Below are 23,641 nucleotides of genomic sequence, written 5' to 3' on the forward strand. Positions count from 1 at the left end.
AGGCGAGCGGACCGTGAAGCCGAACGCGCACCTCCCACGGGTGGACTTCGGGCGGCGGGCGCTGGTGCTGCGGCGCGGGCGGATCGCTGTCCGGCTCCAGTGGCGCTCGGTCGTCGTCTGTACGGTGCTCGCGGTCGCGGGCGCCGGTATGGCGGTGCTCGCGCTGATGACCGGCTCGTACGCGCTGGGTCCCGGGCAGGTGCTCTCCGCACTGACCGGCCAGGAGACCGGCTTCGTCCAGGAGATCGTGGTCGAGTGGCGGCTGCCCCGGGTGGCCGCGGCGCTGGTGTTCGGCGCGGCTCTGGGCGTGAGCGGGGCGGTCTTCCAGTCGCTGTTGCGCAACCCTCTCGCCGACCCCGGCATCATGGGGTTCACCCAAGGCTCCTACACCGGCGCGCTGATCGTGATCCTGGTCGTCGACGGCACCTACACGCAGCTGGCCGGCGGGGCGCTGCTCGGCGGGATGGCCACCGCCGTGGCCGTATACGTGCTCGCCTACCGGCGAGGGGTGAAGGGGTTCCGGCTGATCGTCGTCGGCATTGCCGCATCGGCGATGCTCGATTCGCTCAACACATGGCTGATCCTCAAGGCCGACCTGGACCAGGCGATGTCCGCAGCCGCGTGGGGTGCCGGGTCGCTCAACGGCGTGTCCTGGAACCAGGTCCTCGTCGGCGGCGCCTGCATCGCCGTACTCCTGCTGCTGGCCGGGATGTTGAGCCGGTCGCTGCGGCAGATGCAGCTGGGCGACGAAGTGGCAGCCTCGCAAGGAGTACGGGTCTCGCCCGCACGCCTGGGCCTGATCCTGGTGGGAGTGGCGCTGACGGCGACGGTCACGGCCGCGTCGGGGCCGATCTTGTTCGTCTCCCTGGTCGCCCCGCAGATCGGACGCCGGCTCGCCCGCAGCGCGGGGATCACCCTCGTCCCCGCCGCTTTCGTCGGTGCGCTGCTGTGCCTGGCGTCGGACTACCTCGCCCAGCATGTCGCCCCCACCCCGCTGCCGGTCGGCATCATCACCGTCGTGCTCGGCGGCGGCTACCTCGGACACCTGCTGTTCACCGAAGCAAGGAGACGCCTGTGAGCGCGACCCCGCCCGGCACCGCGCGCCTGAGAGTGGAGTCGGCGACAGTCGGCTACGACGAGCGGGTCATCGCCGAGCACCTATCGGTGGCGATCCCCGACGAGTCGTTCACGGTCGTCGTCGGCCCGAACGCGTGCGGCAAGTCGACCCTGCTGCGCGGCCTGTCCCGACTCCTGAAGCCGTCGGCCGGGCAGATCGTCCTCGACGGCGGCGACATCAACTCGTACAGGACCAAAGAGGTGGCGCGGCGGGTAGGACTGCTGCCGCAGAGCTCGATCGCCCCGGACGGGATCACCGTCGCCGACCTGGTGGCCCGCGACCTGGTGGCCCGCGATCCGGTGGCCAGCCGCTCCCAGGTGGTGCTGCTCGGCCGTGAACGAACCCGGCACAGGTCCGCTGACACCACTGATGCAGAGAGCGCGATACATGTCTGATCCGTCTGTCGAGAAGCTGTCGACCGGTGAGTGGAGCCCGGAGAGGTTCAGACGACATCTCCGAGAGACAGGTACACCGCTTGTCGAGCGGGTCCGTGCGGACGAGGTGGAGGTGACGTTCGTCGACGAGCCCCCAGGCGACTCGACGGTCACCCTCTCGGTGGTGATCGGCCCCAGAATCGGCTTCAACCCGGTCGGCACGGAGTTCACCCCGGTGGCGGGGACCCCGTTTCGCGTGCTCACCCTGCGGATGCGTTCCGACCTGCGTTTCTCGTACGTGTTCACGCGACGTGGGCCGACGGGTACGGGAGAGGGCGAGCAGGTCCCGGACCCGTTCAACCCGCCGCCGAGCTTTTCGGAGTGCTCGGTGGAGCGGTTCTCCGGGGCCTCGGTGGCCGTGCTGCCCGACGCGGTGCCGCTGCCCTGGCTCGACCAGGCCGAAGCGCGACCGGCCCCGGCGATGGACTCCGCCGTGTTCGCGAGTGAGTTCCTGGGAAACGAACGCCGCATCTGGGTCTCGATGCCCCCTGGCGAGCTCTCGGACGACAGCGCGCTGCCCTTCGTGATCCACCTGGACGGGACACCGGAGCACAGTGCGCCAAGCGTGCGTGACACCCTGGTCGAGGCGGGACTGATCCGGCCCTGCGCGGTGGTCCTCGTCGACCAGCTCGGACAACAGCGCTACAAGGAGCTGCTCTGCGATCCGGCGTTCTCCCGGATGCTGGTCGAAGAACTGCTGCCGTGGCTCCACCACCGGTATCCGCTCTCGCGCGACCCCGCCGACGTGGCGCTGGCCGGTGAGAGCTTCGGCGGCCTGTGCGCCGGCTGGACGGCGCTGCATCACCCCGGTGCCTTCGGCAACGCCATCCTCCAGTCCCCGTCGTGCGGGTACCACCCCGACCTCACGTGGGGCACCGGAGCCGGCGAACTGCTGCGGCGCAACCCCGTACCGACACTGATCGCCGACTGCCTCGCCGCGGAGAAGGCGCCGGTCCGCTTCTTCCACGACGTCGGTGAGCTGGAGGGATCGAACACCCACAGCCGATGGCTGGACCACGTGCTCACCACGAAGGGCTACGGCACCCTCTACCGGGAATTCGCCGGCGGACACGACTACGCATGGTGGCGGGGGCTCTTCGCCGACGCCCTGCTCTGGTGCTTCCCGTCCAGGAGCAGGGACGGGAGCCCCACGTGAGCAACTCCTCGCGTTTCGCGGGTGCCGACACCGCAGGACTGGGGCGAGGACCTCTGACCCGCCGGCTGCCCGTGCTGCTGCAGGCGCCCCCCGAACCGGTCGAGTCGCCTGCGTTCGAGGCCGGGGCGGGGATCACACCGGGGCGGTTCCTGCTGCGCGCGATCTTCTCGGTCAAGCGGGTCACCGTCCCGGCGATGCTCCTCGCGGTCGTGTGGCAGGTGGGCGAGTCGGCGGTCCCCGTGGTCATGGGTGTCGCCATCGACCGGGCGCTCGCGACCGGGAACGCGTCGCAGCTCGTGCTGTGGCTCGGCGTGCTGATGGCCCTGTACATCGCGTTGACGGTGGCGGCGAAGTTGGCGAACCGGCTGACCTCGTATGCGGTGCAGCTGCTGCAGCACCGGCTGCGGAGCACCCTGTCGACCGCCGTGCTGCACCCGGTCGGCGGCTTGGCCCGCGCGCCGGACGGCGGCGTGGTCTCGGTGATGACCAACGACGTCGCCCGCCTGGCCAACGGGGTGATCCTGCTGATCATGCCCGTCTCCAGGATCGCGGCCATCGGGTTCATCGCCGTGTCGCTGCTGGCGACGCACTGGCTACTGGGGCTCGTGGTGCTGCTGGGAGCTCCTGCCGCGGTGTGGCTGATGGGCGTGCTCGGCGAGCGGCTCTCCCGGGACACCCGTGCGTACCAGGAGCTCCTGGCTTCCACCGTCGGGCGGGCCACGGACCTGGTCGCGGGCTACCGGGTGGTCAAGGGGATACGTGCCGAGGCCGAGGCGACCAGGAGGTACCGGCAGGCGAGCCAGGAGACCCTCGTCGGGGCCAAGCGGAACGCGGGGCTCCTTGGGAGGTTCCTCGTGGGCTCGGGTGTGGTCAGCGGCGTGTTCGTCGCCGCCGTGATGGGGCTGGCGGGCTGGTTCGCCGTGGACGGGCGCCTCAGCATCGGCGAGCTGATCGCCGCCGTCGGCCTCACCCAGGCGCTGCTGCCGCAGATCCAGTCGATCGCGAGCGTCTCCATCCCCAACCTCGCCGGGGCCCGCGCCGCGTCCGCGCGCGTCATCGACGTGCTGCGCGGCACTGGCGGTCAGAGTCCCGGACAGGACGACGCGACACGGGCGGAGGCCGCGCCGCTGCCCGTACTGGAGGTGGCCGCGCCGGCTGCGACGATCCGGGTGGACCCCGGAGAGCTCGTGGGAGTGCGCGCCGACGACCGGACCGCCGCCCGCATCGCGCGGGCGCTCCTCGACCCGTGCGCCTCCGACGAGGTGGAGGTGCGGCTCGACGGGCGTCCGGCACGAGAGCTGACCGCGCACGAATACCGCTCCCGGGTCACGGTCGCCCCGCACCGGGCCACGCTCTTCAGCGGAACGATCCGCGACAACCTCACCGCCGGCTCCGGTGCCGGCGGGGCCGAGCTGGTCGATGCCGCGGTGCGAGCCGCGGCGTGCGACGACTTCGCCGCCGACCTCGACCTCCCGGTCGGCGAGGACGGCAACCGCCTCTCCGGCGGTCAACGCCAGCGGATCGCGCTCGCCCGCGCACTGGCGAGCGAAGCACCGGTACTCGTGCTGCACGACCCGACCACGGCGGTGGACCCGGTCACCGAGCACGCGATCGCGGAGCGTCTTCCCGGCGTCCGCGCGGGCCGCTCGACGCTGCTGATCGCCTCGTCCCCGGTGCTGCTCGGACGCTGCGACCGCGTCGTCGACCTGTTCGAGGACGTGCCCCTGCAAGAAAGGGACGCGCCCTTGCGCGAAGGGAACGCACCCCTGCACGGAAGGACGGTGGGATGAACGTGACATCCGCTACGAACGGGCACGCGCTGCCCGTCGCGGGCGGCCGGGCGACGGCCAGGAAGGTGTGGCGGCTCAGCCGCGGACACCGGCTCCGGCTCACCGCCGTCGGCCTGGTCGGGATCGCCGGCACCGCCGTCGACCTGATCCCGCCGGTGGCGATCGGGTACCTCGTCGACCGGGTGCGGGCGGGCACCGCGGATCCCGGCACCGTGCTGACGGTCACGGGCGTGATGGCGCTCTCGGCCGTCCTCGGTGCCGCAGGCACCGCGGTGACGATCGCGCACGCCACCCGCATCTACCACACCGTCCTCGCCGCGCTGCGCGAACGGCTGGTGAGCCGCGCGATGCTGCTCCCGCAGCACCTCGTCGAGCGCGCCGGTACCGGGGACCTGATATCCCGGTCCAGCGACGACGTCACCGCCGTCGCCGATGCCGCCCCCGCGGTGATCCCCGCGCTCACCGTCACCGCGTTCACCATCGCCGTGTCGCTGGCCGGACTCGCGGCACTGGAGTGGCCCTATGCTGCCGCGTTCGCCGTCGTGCTGCCCGTCTACGCGCTCGCCATGCGGTGGTACCTGCGCATCGGGCCCCGGGTGTACCGGGCCGAGCGTGCAGCGATGAGTGCGCGTGCCCAGCAGATCCTCGAGTCCCAGCGCGGCTACGCCACCGTGCTCGGCTTCGGGCTCGCCGAGCACCGTCATCGCGCCGTGCTGACGGCCTCCTGGGGCGTCGCGGTGCAGTCGATCCGGGCACGCACCGTGCAGAGCATGCTCAACGCCCGGCTCAACCTCGGCGAATGCCTGAGCCTCGCCGCCGTGCTCGTCGTCGGATTCGTCCTCGTCGACCACGGACTTTCCACTGTCGGCGGCGCCACCACCGCCATGCTGCTCGTGCTGCGCCTGCTGGGGCCGGTCAACCAGCTGCTGTTCGTCATCGACACCCTTCAGTCGGCCCTCGCCTCACTGAGCCGCATGATCGGAGTGGTCACGATCCCGACGGTGGAAGCGGCCGGCATGTCGACGACGCCGGCAGGCGCGGCGGAGACAGCCACCGCCGTCCGGCTCCGCGGGGTCGCGTTCCACTACGCCGACGGTCCGCCCGTACTCGACGACATCGACCTCGACATCCCGGCCGGCCAGCACCTCGCGATCGTCGGCCCGTCCGGGGCGGGGAAGACCACGCTCGCCTCCGTGATCGCGGGCGTTCACCGGCCTGATGCCGGGACCGTGACCCGTCCCCGCCGCACCGCGGTGATCACCCAGGAAGTACACGTGTTCGCCGGGACGCTGCGAGAGAACCTCACACTCGCCGCCCCCGACGCCACCGACCGCGACATCCGCGCCGCGCTCGAAACCACCGGCGCAGCCGATCTGCTGGACCTGTCGGCGGATGTCCTCGACACGGTGGTCGGCACCGGCGGACACCCGCTCACCGAGGCACAGGCGCAACAGCTCGCCCTCGCCCGCCTGCTCCTCGCCGACCCCGAACTGGCGATCCTCGACGAAGCCACCGCCGAGGCCGGTTCCGCCCACGCCGAGCGGCTCGACGGCGCCTCGGAGGCGGTCCTCGCCGGCCGGTCCGGCATCGTGATCGCTCACCGGCTCTCCCAAGCCGCTCCGTGCGACCGGATCGTGGTCATGGACGCCGGCCGCGTCATCGAGACCGGTACCCATGACGAACTCCTCACCGCCGGCGGCACATACGCCCGGCTGTGGGCGGTGTGGCAAGCCGGGCAGCACATCGGCGCGAGCAGGTGAGGGTGGCGCCGGACCGTCTTCGGGCAACGCAGCAGCCTGTCAATCCCCGGATTTCGTAGAGACGTTGGTTGTGCGGCCCGGTCTTGGTGATCGGGCCGAGCTCGCGCTTGTTGGATGATCCGTTCGAACTCGACGGGTGGTTGCCCGCCGGCCGCGCTGTGGCGTCGTTTGGTGTTGCAGAAGTCCGCGATCCAGGTGGCGGTCTTCAGCCGCGCCTCGGCGCGGGTGGCGAAGCGGTGTCGGTGGACGTATGCGGCCTTGAGGACCGAGTGGAACGACTCCGCAGCGGCGTTGTCCAGGAGCGAACGTCGGCGGCGTGGTGGCTTGCGGCCCTGCATGCCGAGCTCGGCCATGATGTCGGCGACGGTGTTCTGCGTTGTCCTGCTTGAGCTGGGCATTCTCTCGTCGCAACCGCGCAAGTTCCTCGCTCTCACCCGTCGGACCGGCCATGTCGGCCGCCCGTGCCCTCGACACCCAGGTGGCCAGCGTCGTCTCGTTGATCCCGAGGTTCTTCGCGACCTGCGAGATCGGCTTGCCGGTCTCCGCCACGATCCGCACAGCCCCCTCACGGAACTCCGCGTCGGACTTCCGCCTCTTGCCCGCCGTGCCCCTCGACTTCCCCCGTAGTCACGGTCTCCACGCTACGAGGGGAAGGTCAGTGCTGGATATGTGCTGGATGAGAGCACATATGCCGGCGCGTGCACGGTCCAGAGCCTGGCGGCGGTGGGGAAGCGTGGGTGGGTCAGCGCTCCCGCCGATAAGGGTCCACGTACGGCTCCACGGACTGGCGGACCTCTTCCCGAACCGGGTCCATGAGCGGTCCCGGGGCGTAGTAGCGGGCGCGGGCCTTCCCGTGGGGGACGAGCCAGCCGCGGGCGACGAGTTCGCGGATGTCGCGGATGGCTTGCTGGTCGCTGAGGTCGGCGTCCTGCTGGTAGACGGTGCGGCGGACCTTCGCGTCCGAGAACGCGGGCAGCAGGGCGTAGACGACCCGCTCGTCGAGGCCGGTTGCCTCGACGCCTTCGACCAGGTGGGTCCAGGCCCGTGACATCACGTCGAAGCGACGCTGGGCCTGCTGGGCCTGGCGATGGTGGGCGGTCAGGCAGAACCGGATCCAGGGCCGGGTATCCCGCTCCGGACTCCAGTGTGGGCCGCCCACGTTTTCCAGGACCTGGTAATAGGCGTAAGTGTTCTGCCCCCGGCCGAGCCATTCCTCGATGGAGGAGAACTCGGGTGGCATCAGGGCCTCGCGGGAGAACACCAGGGTGGACAGGGCACGGGACATGCGCCCGTTTCCGTCCTTCCACGGGTGGATCTTGACGAGGTTGAGGTGGGCCATGGAAGCGCGTACGTGGACGGGGGCGTCGAGGTCGCCCCCGTTGAGCCAGTCGACGAACTCCGCCATCAGAGCGGGAACATCCGCCTGATCCGGTGCGGTATAGGCGGGGACCAGGGGGTCGTCGGGGCTGGTGACGTAGACGGGGCCGTCGCGCCAGCGGCCGGGGCGCTTGTCGAGGTGGTGGCCTTGCAGCATGAAATGCAGGCCGTTGAGCAGGCCGGCGTCATACCGGAAGTCGTCACCGGCGTCGGCGAGGGCCTGGATGTAGGTCATGCCGCGCTTGTAGCCCTCCAGCTCGGCACGGGTCTTCTCCCCGGTCTCCAGCGGGTCCTCGCCGGACATGAGGGCTTCCACGTCATCGACCGTCGCGGCGTATCCCTCGATGGTGTTCGATCCGGCGATCGCGCGGGCGGTGAGGTTGCGGCGCAGTTGGCGGGTCCAGCGCGGGGTGGCTCGGAGCATGTGGCGTAGGGAGCGCCGCATGCTCTCGATCTCGTCGAGGGCCCGCTGGTCGTCGGCGTCCAGGGAGGGAGTCGCGTACAGCATGACTCCATGACATGATAATTGTGTCATGGAGTCAAGTATGTGCGTCTGATTCAGATCACCATGGACGGAGCGGTCTTGCCGAGGTAGATCTTGAACACCTCGCGGATCTGGCCACGCGTGCAGCTGACGGTGTTGACGTTGGCTGGCACGACTTCCCGTTCTCGTGAACAAAGCCACTCTTCGTGTGCCGCACGTGCGGCCGATACATGGCGTACGTGGACTTCACGTAGTCGTAGTCAGGCGGTTGCGGCTACAACTGGGTCCAGCCGTTGGCGAAGTCGCATTGGAGGTCCGTCCGGCGGCGAAGCTCGGCGGGGATGTAGCTGGGGTAGCCGAGGCGTCCCACGCCCATGACCCACTCGTCCCAAAGGCCGTCGGGCTCCGTGAAGCGGTCGGTGTGGTGGGTGCCGAGAAGGGCGTCGAGGCGGAGGAGGGCGCCCAGGGCGGCGGGCTGGTCGTAGTGGAGGTCGGTGCGGGGGAGGTAGTGGTCGAGGTAGGCGGTGAGGATCTCGGCGTCGGCGTGGGTGCCGAAGCGGGCCAGGGCGAAGCAGTAGGCGCCGCCGGAATAGCAGGCCTCGCTGGCCAGGAGCAGGTCGCCGATGCGTGCCCGGAACCGTTCGCGGCGGTCGACGCCGATCAGCCAGGCGGCGGTGAGGCGCGAGCGCCATTCGTACCGGAGGAGGGCTTCCAGTTCCTCGTCGGTGATGGCGGCGGCGTCATTCAGCAGGTGTCGGGTGAAGCGGGTGGTGTGCCACCACCGGGGGCTCAGGAAGCGCCCGCCGTTCAGTACGAGGTAGCGCGGGAGGCCCGCGTACATCCTCGTCACGTAGCTCTCGACCACATGGCCGTAGCCGATCTCCTCAGGGTACTGGAACGGCATCGGTCACCTCTCCGGGTACAGGTCGGTACGGTCTATCCAGGTGGGGGCGACGAAGACGTTGTCGCCGACGGGGGCTTCGGAGGCTTCCAGCAGGGACCAGGTGCGGGACTCTTCGACCAGGTGCTCCCAGGGCGCGGTCCAGTCGAGTTCCCGGTCCAGGCCGGTGTCGGAGACGCCGTACGTGCCACCGGCGTCCACCCGCCAGAACTGGGAGTAGAGGATCACCTGGGCGTGGTCGGCCAGGTCGTTGATGATCTCGGTGAAGCGGGCCGAGGGCCAGCCAGGGGCTTCGTCCGCAGCGGTGGCTCGCAGGCGCGCGGTGAGCGGCGGGACGACAGGGCTGCGCGCGCCGAGTTCGGTCAGGGCCCAGCGGATGCCGACGGGCTCGCTCCAGTCGGGTGGGGTCGCCCGTTCCAGGCAGGCGCGATGGGCGCGGCGCAGGGGCTCGACCGCGCCGCCGATCTCCAGGCTCGCCAGGGCCGTCGCCGCCCATTCCCGGACGGTCGAGTCGTTGCTGCTCAGGAGGGCGATCAGAGCGGGGCCGCTGCGTGGGTCCGCTACCTCTTCGAAGACCTCGATCGCGGTCAGCTGGCCGAAGCTGCCCAGGGCGGGCAGTCCGTCGATGATCGTGAGGGTTGCGTCACGGCCGATGGCGACAAGCTGCGCGCGGGCGGCGTACGAGGCGTCGTCATCCCCGTCGAGCTGCTGGACGAGGGCCTCGACGGGGGACGTCATGATGCCGCCGGGTGGTCCCGGCGCCAGAAGGCGGGCAGCCACCAGCAGAGCACCGAGCGGTCGTCGGGCCACGGGACGCGGCCCTCGGCCGCCCAGTCCTCGAAGGAGTCGCGTGTCAGGTCGATGGGGCGCCAGGCGGGGTCGAGCGGTTCGTCCTCGGCCGGAGGGCGGACGTACCGGCGGCCGTGGTCGTCGCAGGCGCCGAAGTCCTGGTAGTTCCGCTGGGCCTCGATCAGGGAGACCTTGTTCGCGCCGCCGGGCATGGCCGGCCAGCGGAACTGGACCCCGTCGTCCTCCCAGAAGCAGACGGGGCAGATCTCGTACGAGCCGGGCATCGCGTCCAGCACGCGGTGCCCGCAGCACGGGCAGGGGTAGGAGTCGCTCACCTGCGCAGTCTCGTCGCAGGTCCCGCCGGGGTGCCATGGATTTCTCTGCCTCGGGACCCCCGGCCAGTCCGCAGGCAGTCCGCAGGACACCCGTAAACGGCTGCCGGGAGCCAACGCGCGCCAACGTAGGAATCCCGGGTCAGAGCCCTGGATGGGGCTCCGTCGCGGGTCAGGAGCGGCTGGCAGACATTCCGCTTCAACGTGTAGCGGGCGCCGTTCCGGCGCGGAGCTGATCCGGCGGAGCGCGGATCGGCAAGGGGTCCGGCCTTCTGGGGCCGGGCCCCCTCGTCTTCGGCCGGGAGCGGCCGGCCGGGGTTCAGGCGTGGGCCATTCCCGTCTTGGCGCCGGCGCCGCACAGCGGCACCACGGCTTCCCGTGTGCCGAGGGCGCCCTCGCGGACCGCCGCCCAGCAGGCGACCCCCGTGGGCTCCACGTACAGCCCCCGCCCCGCGAGATCCCTCTGCGCGTGGCGGATCTGGTCCTCCGTCACGGTCAGGAAGGCGCCTCCGAAGGCGCGTACCGCGCTCAGGATCTGGCGGGCCCGCGGCGGGCGGGGGATCGCGATGCCCTCGGCGAGCGTGGGCGCCGTCGGGGCGGCACCCGTGAGGTCGTCGGCCCCCTCGGACCAGGCTCGGGCCAGCGGGGCGACCGCGGCGCTCTGGACGGCGTACAGGGCGGGCCTCCTGTCGATCAGTCCCGCCGCGTGCAGTTCGGTCACGGCGAGGGCGGCACCGAGGAGCAGGGTGCCGTTGCCGACCGGCAGCACGAGGGCGTCCGGCAGGCGTCCGCCGAGGTCTTCCCAGAGTTCGTGGACGTACGTCTTCGTGCCGTGCAGGAAGTACGGATTGAAGACGTGCGAGGCGTAGAACACGCCGTCCTCGTCGGCCGCCTCGCGTGCCGCGCGCGCCGTCGCCTCGCGGTCGCCCCCGATCACCTCCAGCCGTGCCCCGTGCGCCTCGATCTGCTCCAGCTTCTTCGCCGAGGTGCCCTCGGGGACGTACACCGTGCACGGCAGTCCGGCCCGGGCGCAGTACGCGGCGACGGACGTGCCCGCGTTGCCGCTGCTGTCCGCGAGCACCTGCCGGGGTCCGAGCCGCAGCGCCAGCTCGGCCAGCAGCACGGCCCCGCGGTCCTTGAACGACAGCGTGGGCATCAGGAAGTCGAGCTTGGCGAGGACGCCTTCGCGCAGCGGGACCAGCGGGGTGCGGCCCTCGCCGAGGCTGACCGTGGGCGCGGTCAGCGGCAGGCACTCCGTGTACCGCCACAGGGAGTTCACCCGGCCGGTGAGGGACGCGAGGGGAGCCGGTGTCGGCGCGAAGTCCAGGTCGAGAGGGCCGCGGCAGACCGGGCAGCACCAGGCGAGCGAGCCGGCGGGGACCCGCGTGCCGTCCGTCGGGCAGAAGCAGTCCGGCAGTGCAGTCATGGGTGCAGGTTAGACGCGGGGGACGGGGGACGGGGGCTCCGCGTTCTCGCCGGGGGCGGTCACCGCCCGCGAAGCTCTGGGGCTCGCCGCCACCCCGCCGGAGCGCGGCGACGGCGGGGGTTCCGGTAGCGGCGGCGAAGACGGTGCCGGGATCGAGGTGTGACGACGGCCACAGTGGGGAGAAAGTGCCTGCGTAATGCCCTCGGGGGCGCACGTAATCACATCGAGTGATTCTTTGGCCTTTGCTTGCATGGCACAACCCACGGTTGCCACGCTGTTGCTGTCTGTACAACCTGATGGGAGCGGCTAAGTGACTTTCGGTGAGCAGCCGGCGTACCTGCGTGTTGCGGGTGATCTCCGCAAGAAGATCGTCGACGGCTCCCTGCCCCCGCACACCCGGCTCCCCTCGCAGGCCAGGATCCGCGAGGAGTACGGGGTCTCGGACACGGTCGCGCTGGAGGCGCGCAAGGTGCTGATGGCCGAGGGCCTGGTCGAGGGCCGCTCCGGCTCGGGCACCTACGTCCGCGAGCGGCCCGTGCCGCGCCGCGTCGCCCGCTCCGGGTACCGGCCGGACAGCGGCGCCACCCCCTTCCGTCAGGAGCAGGCCGACTGCGCGGTGCGGGGCACCTGGGAGTCCCGCAGCCGGCAGACCGAGGCGAGCGGCGTGATCGCCGAGCGGCTGGCCGTCCAGCCGGGCGACCGGGTGATGTGCACGAACTACGTCTACCGCGACGGCGGCGAGGCGATGATGCTCTCCACGTCCTGGGAGCCGCTCGCCGTGACCGGGCGTACGCCGGTGATGCTCCCCGAGGAGGGGCCGCTCGGCGGCATGGGCGTCGTCGAGCGCATGGCGGCCATCGACGTGATCGTGGACAACGTCACCGAGGAGGTGGGTGCGCGCCCCGGCCTCGCCGAGGAACTCCTGGCGCTGGGCGGAGTGCCCGGGCATGTCGTCGTCGTCATCCAGCGCACCTTCTACGCCTCGGGGCGCCCGGTGGAGACCGCGGACGTCGTCGTCCCTGCCGACCGCTACCGCATCGCCTACCACCTGCCGGTGAAGTGACCGCACGTCAGCCGGGCCGCCCGCGGCCCCGGTTGGAATCTGGCCTTTCTCGACTGACCGGCCGGGAAACGACTTCGCCCTGCTCGCGGGCGCGTGAGGAGTCGTGAGCGGCGCGTTCCACGGCGTGCGCCCCTCGGGTCGGCGCTCCTTACTGGCCGGTTGCGTACCTCTTTGTGTAAACCCGTGTTCGCTGCGTGAAGGTAAGGCGTACGCTCGGGCATATGCGTATTGCGGTTTCGACGGGATACGGGGTTCGACGGGGGCCCGGGGCGGGAAGTGGAGGGGCTCTATGAACGACGGCACGATCACTCTTCCCTGGCTCGTCATACGACAGGACGACAACGGCAATCGCTATCGCGTGGGCAGGTACGCGACCCGCGCCGAGGCCCAGAAGATCGCGGACAGCCTCGACGACCGCGGGCACAAGCAGCTCTACTGGGTCGAGCGGATCGGCCCGAACGGAACCGGGTGACGCACCGGGAGCCGGACCCCGTCCCGCTCCCGTAGGCTCCGGCGCATGACGGAACGGATCGTGGTGGTCGCGGGCGCCGTGGTGCGCGACGGACGCCTGCTCGCCGCGCGCCGCAGTGCGCCCCCCGACCTCGCCGGGCGCTGGGAGCTGCCGGGCGGCAAGGTCGAGACGGGCGAGAGCCCCGAGCGCGCCCTCGTGCGCGAGCTGCGCGAGGAGCTCGGCGTGGACGCGCTCGCGGTGGAGCGGATCCCCGGAGAGTGGCCCCTGAAACCGGGATACGTCCTGGTCGTGTGGGCCGCCCGGCTGCTGCCCGGCTCGGCCGAGCCGCGGCCCTTGGAGGACCACGACGAACTGCGCTGGCTGACCCCCGAGGAGATCTGGGACGTGGACTGGCTGGACCAGGACGTACCGGCGGTCAAGGGCGCACTTCCGTGGGTCGATCCGGACGCGTGAAGACCCGGGTGCCCACCTGTGCGCCGTTCGCGCCATAGTGCGCCCCGGGTGCGGTAAAGCCTCCCTGATACCGGGTATGTGCCCATTAACCCCCCGAAATCGGGCACAGGTGGGTTTCTGGTCTGGGAAGTGATCGGCTTGATCGACACTGACGGCTACCGTGCCGAGTGGACCTTTCCCGCGGACCCCGGTGCCGTCCGCACCGCCCGCGCCCTCGTCCGTGGACAGCTGCGCGACTGGGATCTCGATTCCCTCGGCGACATCACCGCCCTCCTGGTCAGTGAACTGGTGACGAACTCCCTCCGGCACGCGACGGGCCCGATCGGCGTCCGTCTCGTACGCCCCGAGGACGTGCCGGGCGCCCTGCGCGTCGAGGTCTCCGACCCCCTGCCGGACCCGCCTCGCGAACGGGCCGCGGACACCTCCGACGAGAGCGGCCGCGGACTCCAGCTCCTGACCGGCTCGTGCAGACGCTGGGGCACATGGCCCGCGGACACGGGCAAGACGGTCTGGTTCGAACTGACCGTGCCGGGCTGAGGCGCGGGGGCCGGCCGCGCCCGCGTGGCGCGCGGCCGGATCATGCTTCCGGCCGATGCGGTCCCGTGTGGTTCGGCGGGGCGCCACCTGGTTAGAAGACAGGGAGTGTGCCGCGGCCGGTCCAAAAACCATCGGGACCGTGCTGTGATCGTGAACACCGTGTCGCGCGGCACCGTAGTGCTGGATACTGCGGGCAGCCGCCCCCGGTGACCGGTGCCGGACGCGGTGAGCTGGAGGGGACGGTTCGCGTGAGCGAGATACCAGCGAAGGCCACGGAGTCCGAGGACCCGTCGGGCGGCGCGAGGGCCGGGGCGGCGGGCGATGTCGCGCGCGCGGTTCCCGGCGAGACCGCGGACGCCGGCACGGGCCGCGCGGCGGACGGCGTGACCGGCGACGGCGGTGCCCGCGCGGTGGCCGGTCCGGCCGGCGGGGCCGGGGAGGGCGCGAGAGCCGGGGCGGACGCGGAGACCGACGGGAGCGCGGAGGCCGACGGGACCGGTGAGGCGCCGGGCGACCCGATGTGGCAGAGCAGCCCGCCCGGTTCGATCTACGACTACATCAACGCCGCCTCCTTCTCCATCGGCGCGGACGGGCTCGTCGACCAGTGGAGCCTGCGGGCCGAGCAGGTCTTCGGCATCCCGGCCGAGCAGGCCGTCGGCATGGACCCCGTCGAGACGTTCGTCGGCGCCGACCGGCGGGAGTCCGGCCAGCGCAAGATGGCGGAGATCCTGGACGGGCGCGAGTGGACCGGGCTGGTGCCCTTCCGCATACCGGCCTCCGGGGGCGCAGGCGAGGGCACCGGGCACTCCGCGGGCAGGGAGGGCCTCGCCGAGGTCTACGTGATGCCGACGACCACCGAGCACGGCGAGCGGGCCGCCGTGTGCATCGTGGTGGACGTCCGGACCCTGCGGACGATCGAGACGGACCTCGCCGCCTCGCAGGCGATTTTCGGCCAATCTCCCTTCGGATTCCTGCTGATCGACACGGACCTCCAGGTCCGGCGCGCCAACCAGCGGTTCGCCTCGATCTTCGGCGGCAGCGTCGACGACCACCGCGGCAAGGGCGTCCACGACTACCTTCCGCACGCGGAGGCCGAGCGGGTGACCGCGGTCCTGCGCCGGGTGCTGGAGACCGGCGACTCCATCACGGACATGCACGTCACCGGGCAGGTCCCGGGATCCGACGAGCGCCGCCACTGGTCCATCAACCTCTACCGGGTGCACAGCGGCAGCGGGCGCCCCATCGGTATCGCGTGGCTCGGAACCGACATCACCTCCCGTCGCGCCGCCGCCCGTGAGGCGGCCGCGGCCCGGCGCAACCTCGCCCTGCTGAACGAGGCGGGCGCCCGCATAGGCAACTCCCTCGACCTGGAGACCACCGCACGCGAACTCCTGGACGTCGTGGTCCCCGGCTTCTGCGACCTCGCGACGGTCGACCTCTACCAGGGGCTGCTGGCCGGCGACGAGACCCCGCCCGGGCTCGCGGACGGCAGCGCCGAACTCCGCCGCGTGGCCTTCGCCAGCGCCGTGTCCGACGCCCCCCTCTCCGGCGGCCCGGCCCCCGTGACCGTCGGCGCGGTCCACCACTACCCGTTCAACTCGCCCTGTGCCGACGCCCTGCGCACCGCCCGGCCGCAGCAGGTCCACGCCGACGACGGCGGCCTCATACAGTCCACGCTCGCCGTCCCGATGGTCGCCCACGACACGGTCGTGGGACTCGCCCAGTTCTCCCGTACGAAGGGCAGCGAGCCGTTCGGGGAACGCGACCGCGCCCTCGCCGTGGAGCTCGCCGCCCGCGCGGCCGTCTGCATCGACAACGCGCGCCTGTACCGCCGCGAGCACGAACGCGCCCTCATCCTCCAGCGGTCCCTGCTGCCGCCGGGCGACCCCGAGGCGTCCGGCCTCGACATCGCGTGCCGCTACCTGCCGGGCAACGCGGCGACGGAGGTCGGCGGCGACTGGTTCGACGTCATCGAACTCCCCGGCCACCGGACGGCGTTGGTGGTGGGCGACGTGATGGGCCGCGGGCTGCGCGCCGCCGTGGCGATGGGCGAACTGCGCACCGCGGTACGCACCCTGGCCCTGCTCGACCTCGAACCCGCCGAGGTGCTCTCGGCGTTGGACGAGGTTGCGCGCGGCCTCGGCAGCCCCGGAGGTCCCACCCAGGCGTTCGGTTCCGGGGGAGGGGTCCAGCAGGCCACCCGCGCGGCACGCCAGCCCCGCGACGCCGACCTCTCCGAGGTGTACCTCGCGACCTGCGTGTACGCCGTCTACGACTCCGTGACCCGCCGGTGCACGTTCGCCAACGCGGGCCATCTGCCGCCCGTGCTCGTCGAGCCCGGCGAGAGCGCGCTGATGCTCGACGTGCCGCCCGGGATGCCGCTCGGCGTGGGCGGCGAGCCCTTCGAGGAGGTGGAGGTCGAACTGCCCGAAGGCGCCCTGCTGGCGCTCTACACGGATGGACTGGTCGAATCGCGCGACCATCCCCTCGACGAGGGTCTGCAGGCGTTCGTCGGCGCCCTCACCGACCCTTCCCGGCCGCTGGAGGACGTCTGCGACCACGTCCTCAACACCCTCGACACCCACCACGGCGAGGACGACATCGCCCTGCTGATGGCGCGGGTCCAGGGGCTGCCCGCCGAGTCCGTCGGCGACTGGACCCTGCCGCGGGAGCCGCGCAGCGTGGGACGGGCCCGCGAGTACGCGCGCACCCAGCTCGTCGCCTGGGACCTGGAGCCGCTCGTCGACACGACGGAGCTGCTGGTCAGCGAGCTGGTGACGAACGCCCTGCGCTACGGCGAGGGCGAGATCAGGCTGCGCCTGCTCCTGGACCGCACCCTCGTCTGCGAGGTCTGGGACGCCGGACTCGTCCAGCCGCGCCGCCGCCGCGCCCGGGACACCGACGAGGGCGGGCGGGGCCTGCAGCTCGTCGGCCTCCTCTCGGCCGGGTGGGGCTCCCGCCGGACCCCGCGCGGGAAGACCGTGTGGTTCGAACTCCCCCTGCCGGACGGCGACACGGGCCTCATGGACCCGGCGGAAGCGCTGCTGAGCCTGTTCTGAGGGCTGACGGCACGGGCTCGGGGGCGCGGGCGCGCGTGCGCGTGCGCGTCGTCCACCGGGTCACGTGACGGCCGGTTCAGGTGAAGTGAGCCCCCCGGCGGCCCCGGGTGCGGGGGCCGCCGTAGCTCGTCGGGCCGCCCTCGCCGTCGCTCAGGAGGATCCCGCCGAGAACCGCGCCGCCCGCTCCGGCGCCCCCGCGACCCCCCGAGGGATTTCCGTACGCCCGTACGTCCCGCTCGGCGAGCCGTCGCGCCTCGCGGGCGAGGTCGTCGGCCCGCAGCACCTCGGAGAGGGGGACGGACCCCGGACCGAGCAGCCGCCGCGCCTCGGCCAGCCGGGTCCGCGCCTCGCCGCCCACCGCCCCGCGGTGCGTGCCGATGAAGCACGCGGCCCCGGCGAGCGCGCTGCGGGCGGGCACCAGCGCGTGGCCGCGCCCGTCGGGAACGTCACCGGCCCCCGTCCCGGCCAGGCCCGCGGCGGCCTCCGCCACCCGGCGCAGCGCGTCCAGCGGATCGTGCGGCCCGGCGGCCGTCTCGTGGCGCACCGCGGAGAGCACCGCCTCCGCGTGCCCCAGCCGTCCGACGAGCCCGGCGCGGGCCTCGGGCGGCAGTGCCCGGGCCGCGTTCCGCGCCGCCTCCGCCGCCTCGACCGCCCCGGGCAGCCCGGCAGCCGCCGAGTCCAGCTCCGCCGCCAGCCGCTCCACGCCGTTCGCCAGGTCGGACGCCTGCGTCAACGCCCCCTCGGCCGCCCGCAGATGGGCCGCGGCCTTCGCGCCGTCCCCCCGGTCCGCGTACTGCCGCGCCTGGTTGAGGTGGGACGTCGTGAACAGGAGCCGGTCCTTGGCCTGTTCGGCGTCGCCGGCGACCGGGAGCGAGGCGGCGGGGGCGTACCGCTCGTGCAGATCGGCGAGGGTCGCCTCGGCGGCGCGGATGCGCGCGGCGACCTCCCGGAACCGGCCCTCCGCGGACTCCAGGGCGGCCACCGCGTTCCGCTCCAGCGCCCGGACCCGGTCGAACCCCGCGGCAGCCGTGTCCAGCAGCCGCCCGGCGTCCTGGCAGCGGGTGATGATCTCCTCCAGCGCTTCCCTGCGGCCGTCACCGCCCTCGGCCAGGTCCTGACCGGCCGCGTCCGCCTCGTCGAGGCGCTGCCGCAGCCGGAAGGCCGCGGCGAGTCCGGCTTCCGCCTGCCTCAGGTCGTACACGTACGGTTCGAGCGCGTCGGCCGCCGACCGGTCGGCGGCGAGGGCGGTCTCCTCGGCGCCCACGCGCACGCAGTCGTCCGTCTCGACGAGCAACCGCCTTGCCTGCCGGTCGAGTTCGTCCAGCGGGGTGAGCTCGCGGCCGCCGCCGGGTGTCGTCCGGGTCGCCGTACGCCGTCTGCGGCGCCCGTACCCGTACACCGCCAGCGCGCCCGCGGCGCCGACCGCGAGGAGGGGCGGCACGAGATCGCCCGTCGTCCCGTCCTGCGCGGCCTCGGCGGGCCGGGCGGTGACACCCGCGTCCCGTGCCCCGGGCGCCGGGGCCTCGGCTCCCGCCCACGCCAGCGGCAGCACCAGCCAGCCCGTCGCGACCAGCCCCCCGAGCACGGCATGCGCCACCCGCACGGCTATGTGCGACGGGACCCGGCGCGACCGGCTTCGGCTCAGGGGCGACGTCACATTTGGGAGCGTATGGCCGTTCGAGCGCCTACGCGACCGGTATACGAGGAGTTGGGGGCAGTTGGGGTGCGGGAGGTGTCGGGGTGTACGGGAGGGGCGCGGGGGTCGCGCTCCGGAGCCCGCCCGACGTGCGCGCACGGGCGGGACGGCGCCCCCGTACGACGGTTCCGGAGGGGTGACCGCCACCGTCCCGCGTGTCATGATCGGGATGCGTGCCCCGTGCCGGCGCGGAAAGGGGTGGGACGCGATGCCCTGGTATTTCGTCGTGGGCGCCGTGCTGATCGCCACGGCACAGGTGGGGCTCGGGACGGCGGCCGTCACGAGGCGGTGGATCCCGCCGTGGGTGCGTCCCCGGGTCGTCCGCCCGAAGCTGTGGGGACGGGGCGGGCTGACGGGCGCCGTGGGATGGTCCCTGTTCATGTTCCTCGGACCGCTGCGCGGCCCCGACGCCGGGATGATGCCTTACGCCCTGGGCGGGATGGCCCTGTTCGTCGCGGGCCTGATGGTCCAGATGACGGGACGGCACCCGGGCCGACGTCCTGCGGTCCCGCCGGGCACCGAAGGCTGCTGACGGCCGGGCACGCGGGGACGGGGACGGCGCACCGTCCCGCCCCCGCCCGGTCCCCGCCCCCGCCCGGTCCCCGGCTACGCCCGCCGCCTGCCGATCTTCGAGCCCAGCCACACGAGCGGGTCGTACTTGCGGTCGACCGCCCGCTCCTTCAAGGGGATCAGCGCGTTGTCCGTGATCTTGATGCCCTCGGGGCACACCTCCGTGCAGCACTTGGTGATGTTGCAGTAGCCGAGGCCGTGTTCGTCCTGGGCCGTGCGCTTGCGGTCCAGGCCGGAGTCCGCCGCCGCGTCCAGCGGGTGCATGTCCAGCTCCGCCACCCGCATCAGGAAGCGCGGCCCGGCGAACGCGGGCTTGTTCTCCTCGTGGTCACGGACGACGTGGCAGGTGTCCTGGCACAGGAAGCACTCGATGCACTTGCGGAACTCCTGCGACCGGTCGACGTCCTCCTGCATCATCCGGTACTCGCCGGGCCCGACACCCGCGGGCGGCACGAAGGCGGGGACCTGCCGCGCCTTGTCGTAGTTGAAGCCGACGTCGGTCACCAGGTCCCGTACGACCGGGAAGGCGCGCAGCGGGGTGACGGTGATCGTCTCCTCCCGGGTGAACACCGACATCCGCGTCATGCACATCAGCCGCGGCCTGCCGTTGATCTCCGCCGAGCACGAACCGCACTTGCCCGCCTTGCAGTTCCAGCGTACGGCGAGGTCGGGGGCCTGGGTCGCCTGGAGCCGGTGGATGATGTCGAGGACGACCTCGCCCTCGTTCACCTCGACCCCGAAGTCCTCCAGGCCGCCGCCCTTCACGTCTCCACGCCACACCTTGAAGCGGGCCTTGTAGCTGCTCACTCGTACAGCTCCTCTTCGGCGAGGTACTTGACCAGCTCCTCCTTCTCGAAGAGGGCGAGCAGGTCGGGGCGGATGGGCCGGGCGGTCTCGTTCACCAGGTCGATCTGTCCGGCCACCGGGTCGGTGACGGCCTGCCCGCCGGTGGGGTCGGTGAGCCGGCACAGCAGGTTGATCCGGCGCCAGGAGCGCTCCATCGCCGGGTGGTCCTCGCGGGTGTGGCCGCCGCGCGACTCCGCGCGCTCCAGCGCCGCCCGCGCGACGCACTCGCTGACCAGGAGCATGTTCCGCAGGTCCAGGGAGAGGTGCCAGCCGGGGTTGAACTGGCGGTGGCCCTCCACCCCGGCCCGGCGCGCCCGTACCCGCAGCTCGGCGAGCTTCTCCAGGGCCTGCTCCATCTCGCCCTCGCGGCGGATGATGCCGACCAGGTCGTTCATGGCCTGCTGGAGCTCCTGGTGCAGGGTGTACGGGTTCTCGGGCGGCTGCGGGGAGACGGCGGGCGGGCCGCCGGCCGGAGCGGCCGGGACGGATCCGGGTCCCTCGGCGGAGAAGGGCCGCAGCGCCTCCGCGGCGGCCTCGTCGACCTGGGTGTCGTCCACGGGCGGGCGGGTGTCCTCCCCGGTGAGAGGGGCCGCGTACTCGGCCGCGTGCCAGCCGGCCCGCCGCCCGAACACCAGCAGGTCGGAGAGGGAGTTGCCGCCGAGCCGGTTGGAGCCGTGCATGCCGCCCGCGACCTCGCCGGCCGCGAAGAGACCGGGCACCCCGCGCGCCGCCGCCGTGTCCGAGTCGACCGCGACGCCGCCCATCACGTAGTGGCAGGTGGGCCCGACCTCCATGGCCTCCGCCGTGATGTCGACGTCGGCCAGCTCCTTGAACTGGTGGTACATGGACGGCAGCCGGCGTTTGATCACCTCGGCGGGCATCCGGGTCGACACGTCGAGGAAGACGCCGCCGTGCGGGGATCCGCGGCCCGCCTTCACCTCGGAGTTGATGGCCCGCGCCACCTCGTCGCGCGGCAGCAGCTCCGGAGGGCGCCGGTTGTGGTCCGGGTCCTCGTACCAGCGGTCGCCCTCCTCCTCCGACTGCGCGTACTTCTCCTTGAAGACGTCGGGGATGTAGTCGAACATGAACCGCTTGCCCTCGGAGTTGCGCAGCACCCCGCCGTCGCCGCGCACCGACTCGGTGACGAGGATGCCCTTGACCGACGGCGGCCAGACCATGCCCGTCGGATGGAACTGCACGAACTCCATGTTCAGCAGCGGCGCCCCGGCGAGCAGCGCCAGCGCGTGCCCGTCGCCCGTGTACTCCCACGAGTTGGAGGTCACCTTGAAGGACTTGCCGATGCCACCGGTGGCGATCACCACGGAGGGGGCCTCGAGGACGAAGAAGCGCCCCGACTCCCGTTCGTAGCAGAAGGTCCCGGAGACCCGCTGTCCGTCCTTCAATATCCGCGTGACGGTGCATTCCTGATAGACCTTCAGGCGCGACTCGTAGTCACCGGTCTCCTTCATGTCCTCCTGCTGGAGGGACACGATCTTCTGCTGGAGCGTGCGGATCAGTTCGAGTCCGGTGCGGTCGCCGACGTGGGCGAGGCGCGGGTACTCGTGGCCGCCGAAGTTGCGCTGCGAGATCCGCCCGTCCTTGGTCCGGTCGAAGAGGGCGCCCCAGGTCTCCAGCTCCCAGACCCGGTCCGGTGCCTCGCGGGCGTGCAGCTCGGCCATCCGCCACTGGTTGAGGAACTTGCCGCCGCGCATGGTGTCGCGGAAGTGGACCTGCCAGTTGTCACCGGAGTTCACGTTGCCCATGGCGGCCGCGATGCCGCCCTCGGCCATCACCGTGTGGGCCTTGCCGAACAGCGACTTGCAGATCACCGCCGTACGGGCGCCGCGCTCGCGCGCCTCGATCGCGGCACGCAGTCCGGCGCCACCGGCACCGACCACGACGACGTCCCACTCCTGTCGGTCGACCACGGACATCAGGGGGTTCCACCCAATCTAGAAGAAGCGCGGATCGTCGAACGCGCCGGACGCGACCAGGTACACGTAGAAGTCGGCGAGCGCCACGCTCACCAACGACGCCCAGGCCAGCAGCATGTGACGGGCGTTCAGCCTGCCGACCCACTGCCACATCCGGTACCGCACGGGGTGCTTGGAGAAGTGCTTGAGCTTCCCGCCGACGATGTGCCGGCAGGAGTGGCAGGAGAGGGTGTACGCCCAGATCAGCGCGATGTTGACCAGGAACACCAGCGTGCCGAGGCCCATGTGGCCCCAGGCGTAGTGCTCGTCGCGGAAGGAGAGCACGGTGTCGTACGTGAGGATGCCGGCGACGACGAGGGCCGCGTAGAAGAAGTACCGGTGGACGTTCTGCAGGATCAGCGGGAAGCGGGTCTCGCCGGTGTACTTCTTGTGCGGCTCGGCCACCGCGCAGGCCGGCGGGCTCGCCCAGAAGCCCCGGTAGTAGGCCTTGCGGTAGTAGTAGCAGGTCAGCCGGAAGCCGAGCGGGAAGACCAGGATGATGATGGCGGGCGAGATGGCCCACCAGCTTCCGAACAGGTCCGCGTTCGGCCCGGCGCGCATGGTCTCGCACCGCTCGGCCAGGCAGGGCGAGTAGAACGGCGAGACGTAGGGCGCCGCGTAGTAGTGCGTGTCCGAGAAGGCCCGCCAGGTCGAGTACACGACGAAGGCCAGCAACCCGGCCGCGGTGGCGGCGGGCGCCAGCCACCAGCGGTCGGTCCGCAGATGCGGGGCGGCGATCGCGGCGCGCGTACCCGTTCGTACGCCGCCGCTGTTCAGATGGGGTTCCGTACCAGTGGCCAACTTCGCACTCCGGTCGGGTTCGGGGGCGCGCCGGTGTCGAGGGCGCTCAGTGGGAGGGACCGTGGTGCGCGCCGAGACCCTCGTCGTCGGAATCGGTCCACAGGGAGCTGTCGTAGGGGGTGTCGGGGACGGGCACCAGGTCGGGCAGCCGGCCGGACGCGGGTCCCGCCGGCCCGGGCACGGCCGGCAGCCCGGGGACACGGGCCGCGGCGGACTCGCGCAGCAGCGCGAGGCTCTCGCGCAGGTGGTCGGCGTCGGCGCGCACACGGCGCATCTCCAGACCGGCGCCCATCTGCTGTTCCAGGCGCCTCACCGACCGCTGCAGATCGTCGAGGCAGCGCTGGACCGATGTCAGGTCGTCGTGAACGGACATGACTTGCCCTCACTTCCGTGGGCCCCGGGGCCTTCAGGCGGCAACGTTCATGCGCCTGCGAGTGTTGCGCGTCACACGCACTCGTGTGAAGGCGTGTGCACGGATTGAAGGCCGTCGCGCTCCAGAAAGAACCCCGTGCGCCGTCCCCTCCGCCCGTGCGCCGGTCGTGTTCCCCGCACGCCCGGGCAGGGACAGGAGGGCCGCGTGGCAGGCCGGACGGCGCGCGGGACCG

At 72.0% G+C, this 23,641-nt stretch carries 21 protein-coding genes and 2 pseudogenes; 11 read left to right on the plus strand and 12 right to left on the minus strand.

Annotation, left to right across the window (positions count from 1 at the left end; translation table 11 throughout):
- Positions 1–40 precede the first annotated feature (40 nt).
- The 5 genes from ACFW6B_RS12170 to ACFW6B_RS12190 are packed head-to-tail and all read left to right on the plus strand — an operon-like array spanning position 41 to position 6,257.
- Complete coding sequence (locus ACFW6B_RS12170; RefSeq protein ID WP_386595020.1) at positions 41–1,078, plus strand: FecCD family ABC transporter permease; 1,038 nt, start codon at positions 41–43, stop codon at positions 1,076–1,078.
- Positions 1,075–1,512: an ATP-binding cassette domain-containing protein gene (locus tag ACFW6B_RS12175; protein ID WP_386594797.1), complete on the plus strand. Its 438-nt coding sequence runs from the start codon at positions 1,075–1,077 to the stop codon at positions 1,510–1,512. Before ACFW6B_RS12170 ends, ACFW6B_RS12175 begins: the two co-directional genes overlap by 4 nt.
- Entirely contained in the window at positions 1,505–2,707 is a 1,203-nt protein-coding gene (locus ACFW6B_RS12180; RefSeq protein ID WP_386594799.1) for an alpha/beta hydrolase, read from the plus strand. The genes ACFW6B_RS12175 and ACFW6B_RS12180 overlap by 8 nt, the downstream gene beginning before the upstream one ends.
- The gene (locus tag ACFW6B_RS12185) at positions 2,704–4,497 is read left to right on the plus strand and encodes an ABC transporter transmembrane domain-containing protein (RefSeq protein WP_386594801.1); all 1,794 of its coding nucleotides are present in this window, start codon (positions 2,704–2,706) and stop codon (positions 4,495–4,497) included. The genes ACFW6B_RS12180 and ACFW6B_RS12185 overlap by 4 nt, the downstream gene beginning before the upstream one ends.
- On the plus strand, positions 4,494–6,257 hold the full coding sequence (locus tag ACFW6B_RS12190; protein WP_386594803.1) for an ABC transporter ATP-binding protein: 1,764 nt from the start codon (positions 4,494–4,496) through the stop codon (positions 6,255–6,257). Before ACFW6B_RS12185 ends, ACFW6B_RS12190 begins: the two co-directional genes overlap by 4 nt.
- A 134-nt stretch (positions 6,258–6,391) precedes the next feature.
- On the opposite strand, the pseudogene ACFW6B_RS12195 reads toward ACFW6B_RS12190, so the two are convergent.
- The 7 genes and pseudogenes from ACFW6B_RS12195 to ACFW6B_RS12225 all read right to left on the minus strand — a co-directional run.
- A pseudogene (locus ACFW6B_RS12195) lies at positions 6,392–6,655 on the minus strand (integrase core domain-containing protein); the annotation flags it as partial.
- Positions 6,642–6,845, minus strand: a pseudogene (locus tag ACFW6B_RS12200) (transposase); the annotation flags it as partial. The pseudogenes ACFW6B_RS12200 and ACFW6B_RS12195, both read right to left, overlap by 14 nt.
- Positions 6,846–6,999: 154 nt before the next feature.
- Positions 7,000–8,142: a Fic family protein gene (locus ACFW6B_RS12205; protein ID WP_386594805.1), complete on the minus strand. Its 1,143-nt coding sequence runs from the start codon at positions 8,140–8,142 to the stop codon at positions 7,000–7,002.
- Positions 8,143–8,392: 250 nt separating this feature from the next.
- Positions 8,393–9,022, minus strand: a complete 630-nt coding sequence (locus tag ACFW6B_RS12210) for a DUF6000 family protein (protein ID WP_386594807.1) — start codon at positions 9,020–9,022, stop codon at positions 8,393–8,395.
- A 3-nt stretch (positions 9,023–9,025) separates the two neighbouring features.
- On the minus strand, positions 9,026–9,757 hold the full coding sequence (locus tag ACFW6B_RS12215; RefSeq protein ID WP_386594809.1) for a HEAT repeat domain-containing protein: 732 nt from the start codon (positions 9,755–9,757) through the stop codon (positions 9,026–9,028).
- On the minus strand, positions 9,754–10,143 hold the full coding sequence (locus ACFW6B_RS12220) for a CPCC family cysteine-rich protein (protein WP_386594811.1): 390 nt from the start codon (positions 10,141–10,143) through the stop codon (positions 9,754–9,756). The genes ACFW6B_RS12215 and ACFW6B_RS12220 overlap by 4 nt, the downstream gene beginning before the upstream one ends.
- A 316-nt stretch (positions 10,144–10,459) precedes the next feature.
- Positions 10,460–11,566, minus strand: coding sequence for a threonine synthase (locus ACFW6B_RS12225; protein WP_386594813.1), 1,107 nt, complete (start codon positions 11,564–11,566; stop codon positions 10,460–10,462).
- A gap of 310 nt (positions 11,567–11,876) precedes the next feature.
- On the opposite strand from ACFW6B_RS12225, the gene ACFW6B_RS12230 reads away from it, so the two are divergent.
- From ACFW6B_RS12230 to ACFW6B_RS12250, 5 genes are all read left to right on the plus strand, one after another.
- Positions 11,877–12,629 (plus strand): GntR family transcriptional regulator, encoded by a 753-nt coding sequence (locus ACFW6B_RS12230; protein WP_386594815.1) that lies wholly within the window; start codon positions 11,877–11,879, stop codon positions 12,627–12,629.
- 289 nt (positions 12,630–12,918) lie between these two features.
- Positions 12,919–13,101: an SPOR domain-containing protein gene (locus ACFW6B_RS12235; protein WP_386594817.1), complete on the plus strand. Its 183-nt coding sequence runs from the start codon at positions 12,919–12,921 to the stop codon at positions 13,099–13,101.
- Between the two features lie 45 nt (positions 13,102–13,146).
- Positions 13,147–13,554 carry a (deoxy)nucleoside triphosphate pyrophosphohydrolase gene (locus ACFW6B_RS12240; RefSeq protein ID WP_386594820.1) on the plus strand — a complete coding sequence of 136 codons (408 nt, stop codon included), beginning with the start codon at positions 13,147–13,149 and terminating at the stop codon, positions 13,552–13,554.
- A gap of 78 nt (positions 13,555–13,632) precedes the next feature.
- Positions 13,633–14,091 (plus strand): ATP-binding protein, encoded by a 459-nt coding sequence (locus tag ACFW6B_RS12245; protein WP_386594822.1) that lies wholly within the window; start codon positions 13,633–13,635, stop codon positions 14,089–14,091.
- A gap of 248 nt (positions 14,092–14,339) precedes the next feature.
- Positions 14,340–17,150 (plus strand): SpoIIE family protein phosphatase, encoded by a 2,811-nt coding sequence (locus ACFW6B_RS12250; protein ID WP_386594824.1) that lies wholly within the window; start codon positions 14,340–14,342, stop codon positions 17,148–17,150.
- Positions 17,151–17,226: 76 nt separating this feature from the next.
- Here ACFW6B_RS12250 and ACFW6B_RS12255 read toward each other — a convergent pair whose 3' ends face one another.
- Positions 17,227–18,807, minus strand: a complete 1,581-nt coding sequence (locus ACFW6B_RS12255) for a hypothetical protein (protein WP_386594825.1) — start codon at positions 18,805–18,807, stop codon at positions 17,227–17,229.
- 247 nt (positions 18,808–19,054) lie between these two features.
- On the opposite strand from ACFW6B_RS12255, the gene ACFW6B_RS12260 reads away from it, so the two are divergent.
- Complete coding sequence (locus ACFW6B_RS12260) at positions 19,055–19,378, plus strand: hypothetical protein (protein ID WP_386594827.1); 324 nt, start codon at positions 19,055–19,057, stop codon at positions 19,376–19,378.
- A 74-nt stretch (positions 19,379–19,452) separates the two neighbouring features.
- Here the strand turns inward: ACFW6B_RS12260 and ACFW6B_RS12265 are convergent, their stop codons facing one another.
- The 4 genes from ACFW6B_RS12265 to ACFW6B_RS12280 are packed head-to-tail and all read right to left on the minus strand — an operon-like array spanning position 19,453 to position 23,409.
- Positions 19,453–20,223 carry a succinate dehydrogenase/fumarate reductase iron-sulfur subunit gene (locus ACFW6B_RS12265; protein ID WP_386594830.1) on the minus strand — a complete coding sequence of 257 codons (771 nt, stop codon included), beginning with the start codon at positions 20,221–20,223 and terminating at the stop codon, positions 19,453–19,455.
- Complete coding sequence (locus tag ACFW6B_RS12270) at positions 20,220–22,196, minus strand: fumarate reductase/succinate dehydrogenase flavoprotein subunit (protein WP_386594832.1); 1,977 nt, start codon at positions 22,194–22,196, stop codon at positions 20,220–20,222. Before ACFW6B_RS12270 ends, ACFW6B_RS12265 begins: the two co-directional genes overlap by 4 nt.
- A gap of 18 nt (positions 22,197–22,214) precedes the next feature.
- Positions 22,215–23,036 carry a hypothetical protein gene (locus ACFW6B_RS12275; RefSeq protein WP_386594834.1) on the minus strand — a complete coding sequence of 274 codons (822 nt, stop codon included), beginning with the start codon at positions 23,034–23,036 and terminating at the stop codon, positions 22,215–22,217.
- Positions 23,037–23,082: 46 nt separating this feature from the next.
- Positions 23,083–23,409, minus strand: a complete 327-nt coding sequence (locus ACFW6B_RS12280; RefSeq protein ID WP_386594836.1) for a hypothetical protein — start codon at positions 23,407–23,409, stop codon at positions 23,083–23,085.
- Positions 23,410–23,641: the final 232 nt, after the last annotated feature.

The sequence above is a fragment of the Streptomyces sp. NPDC058751 genome (assembly GCF_042746485.1).
Lineage (GTDB): Bacteria > Actinomycetota > Actinomycetes > Streptomycetales > Streptomycetaceae > Streptomyces.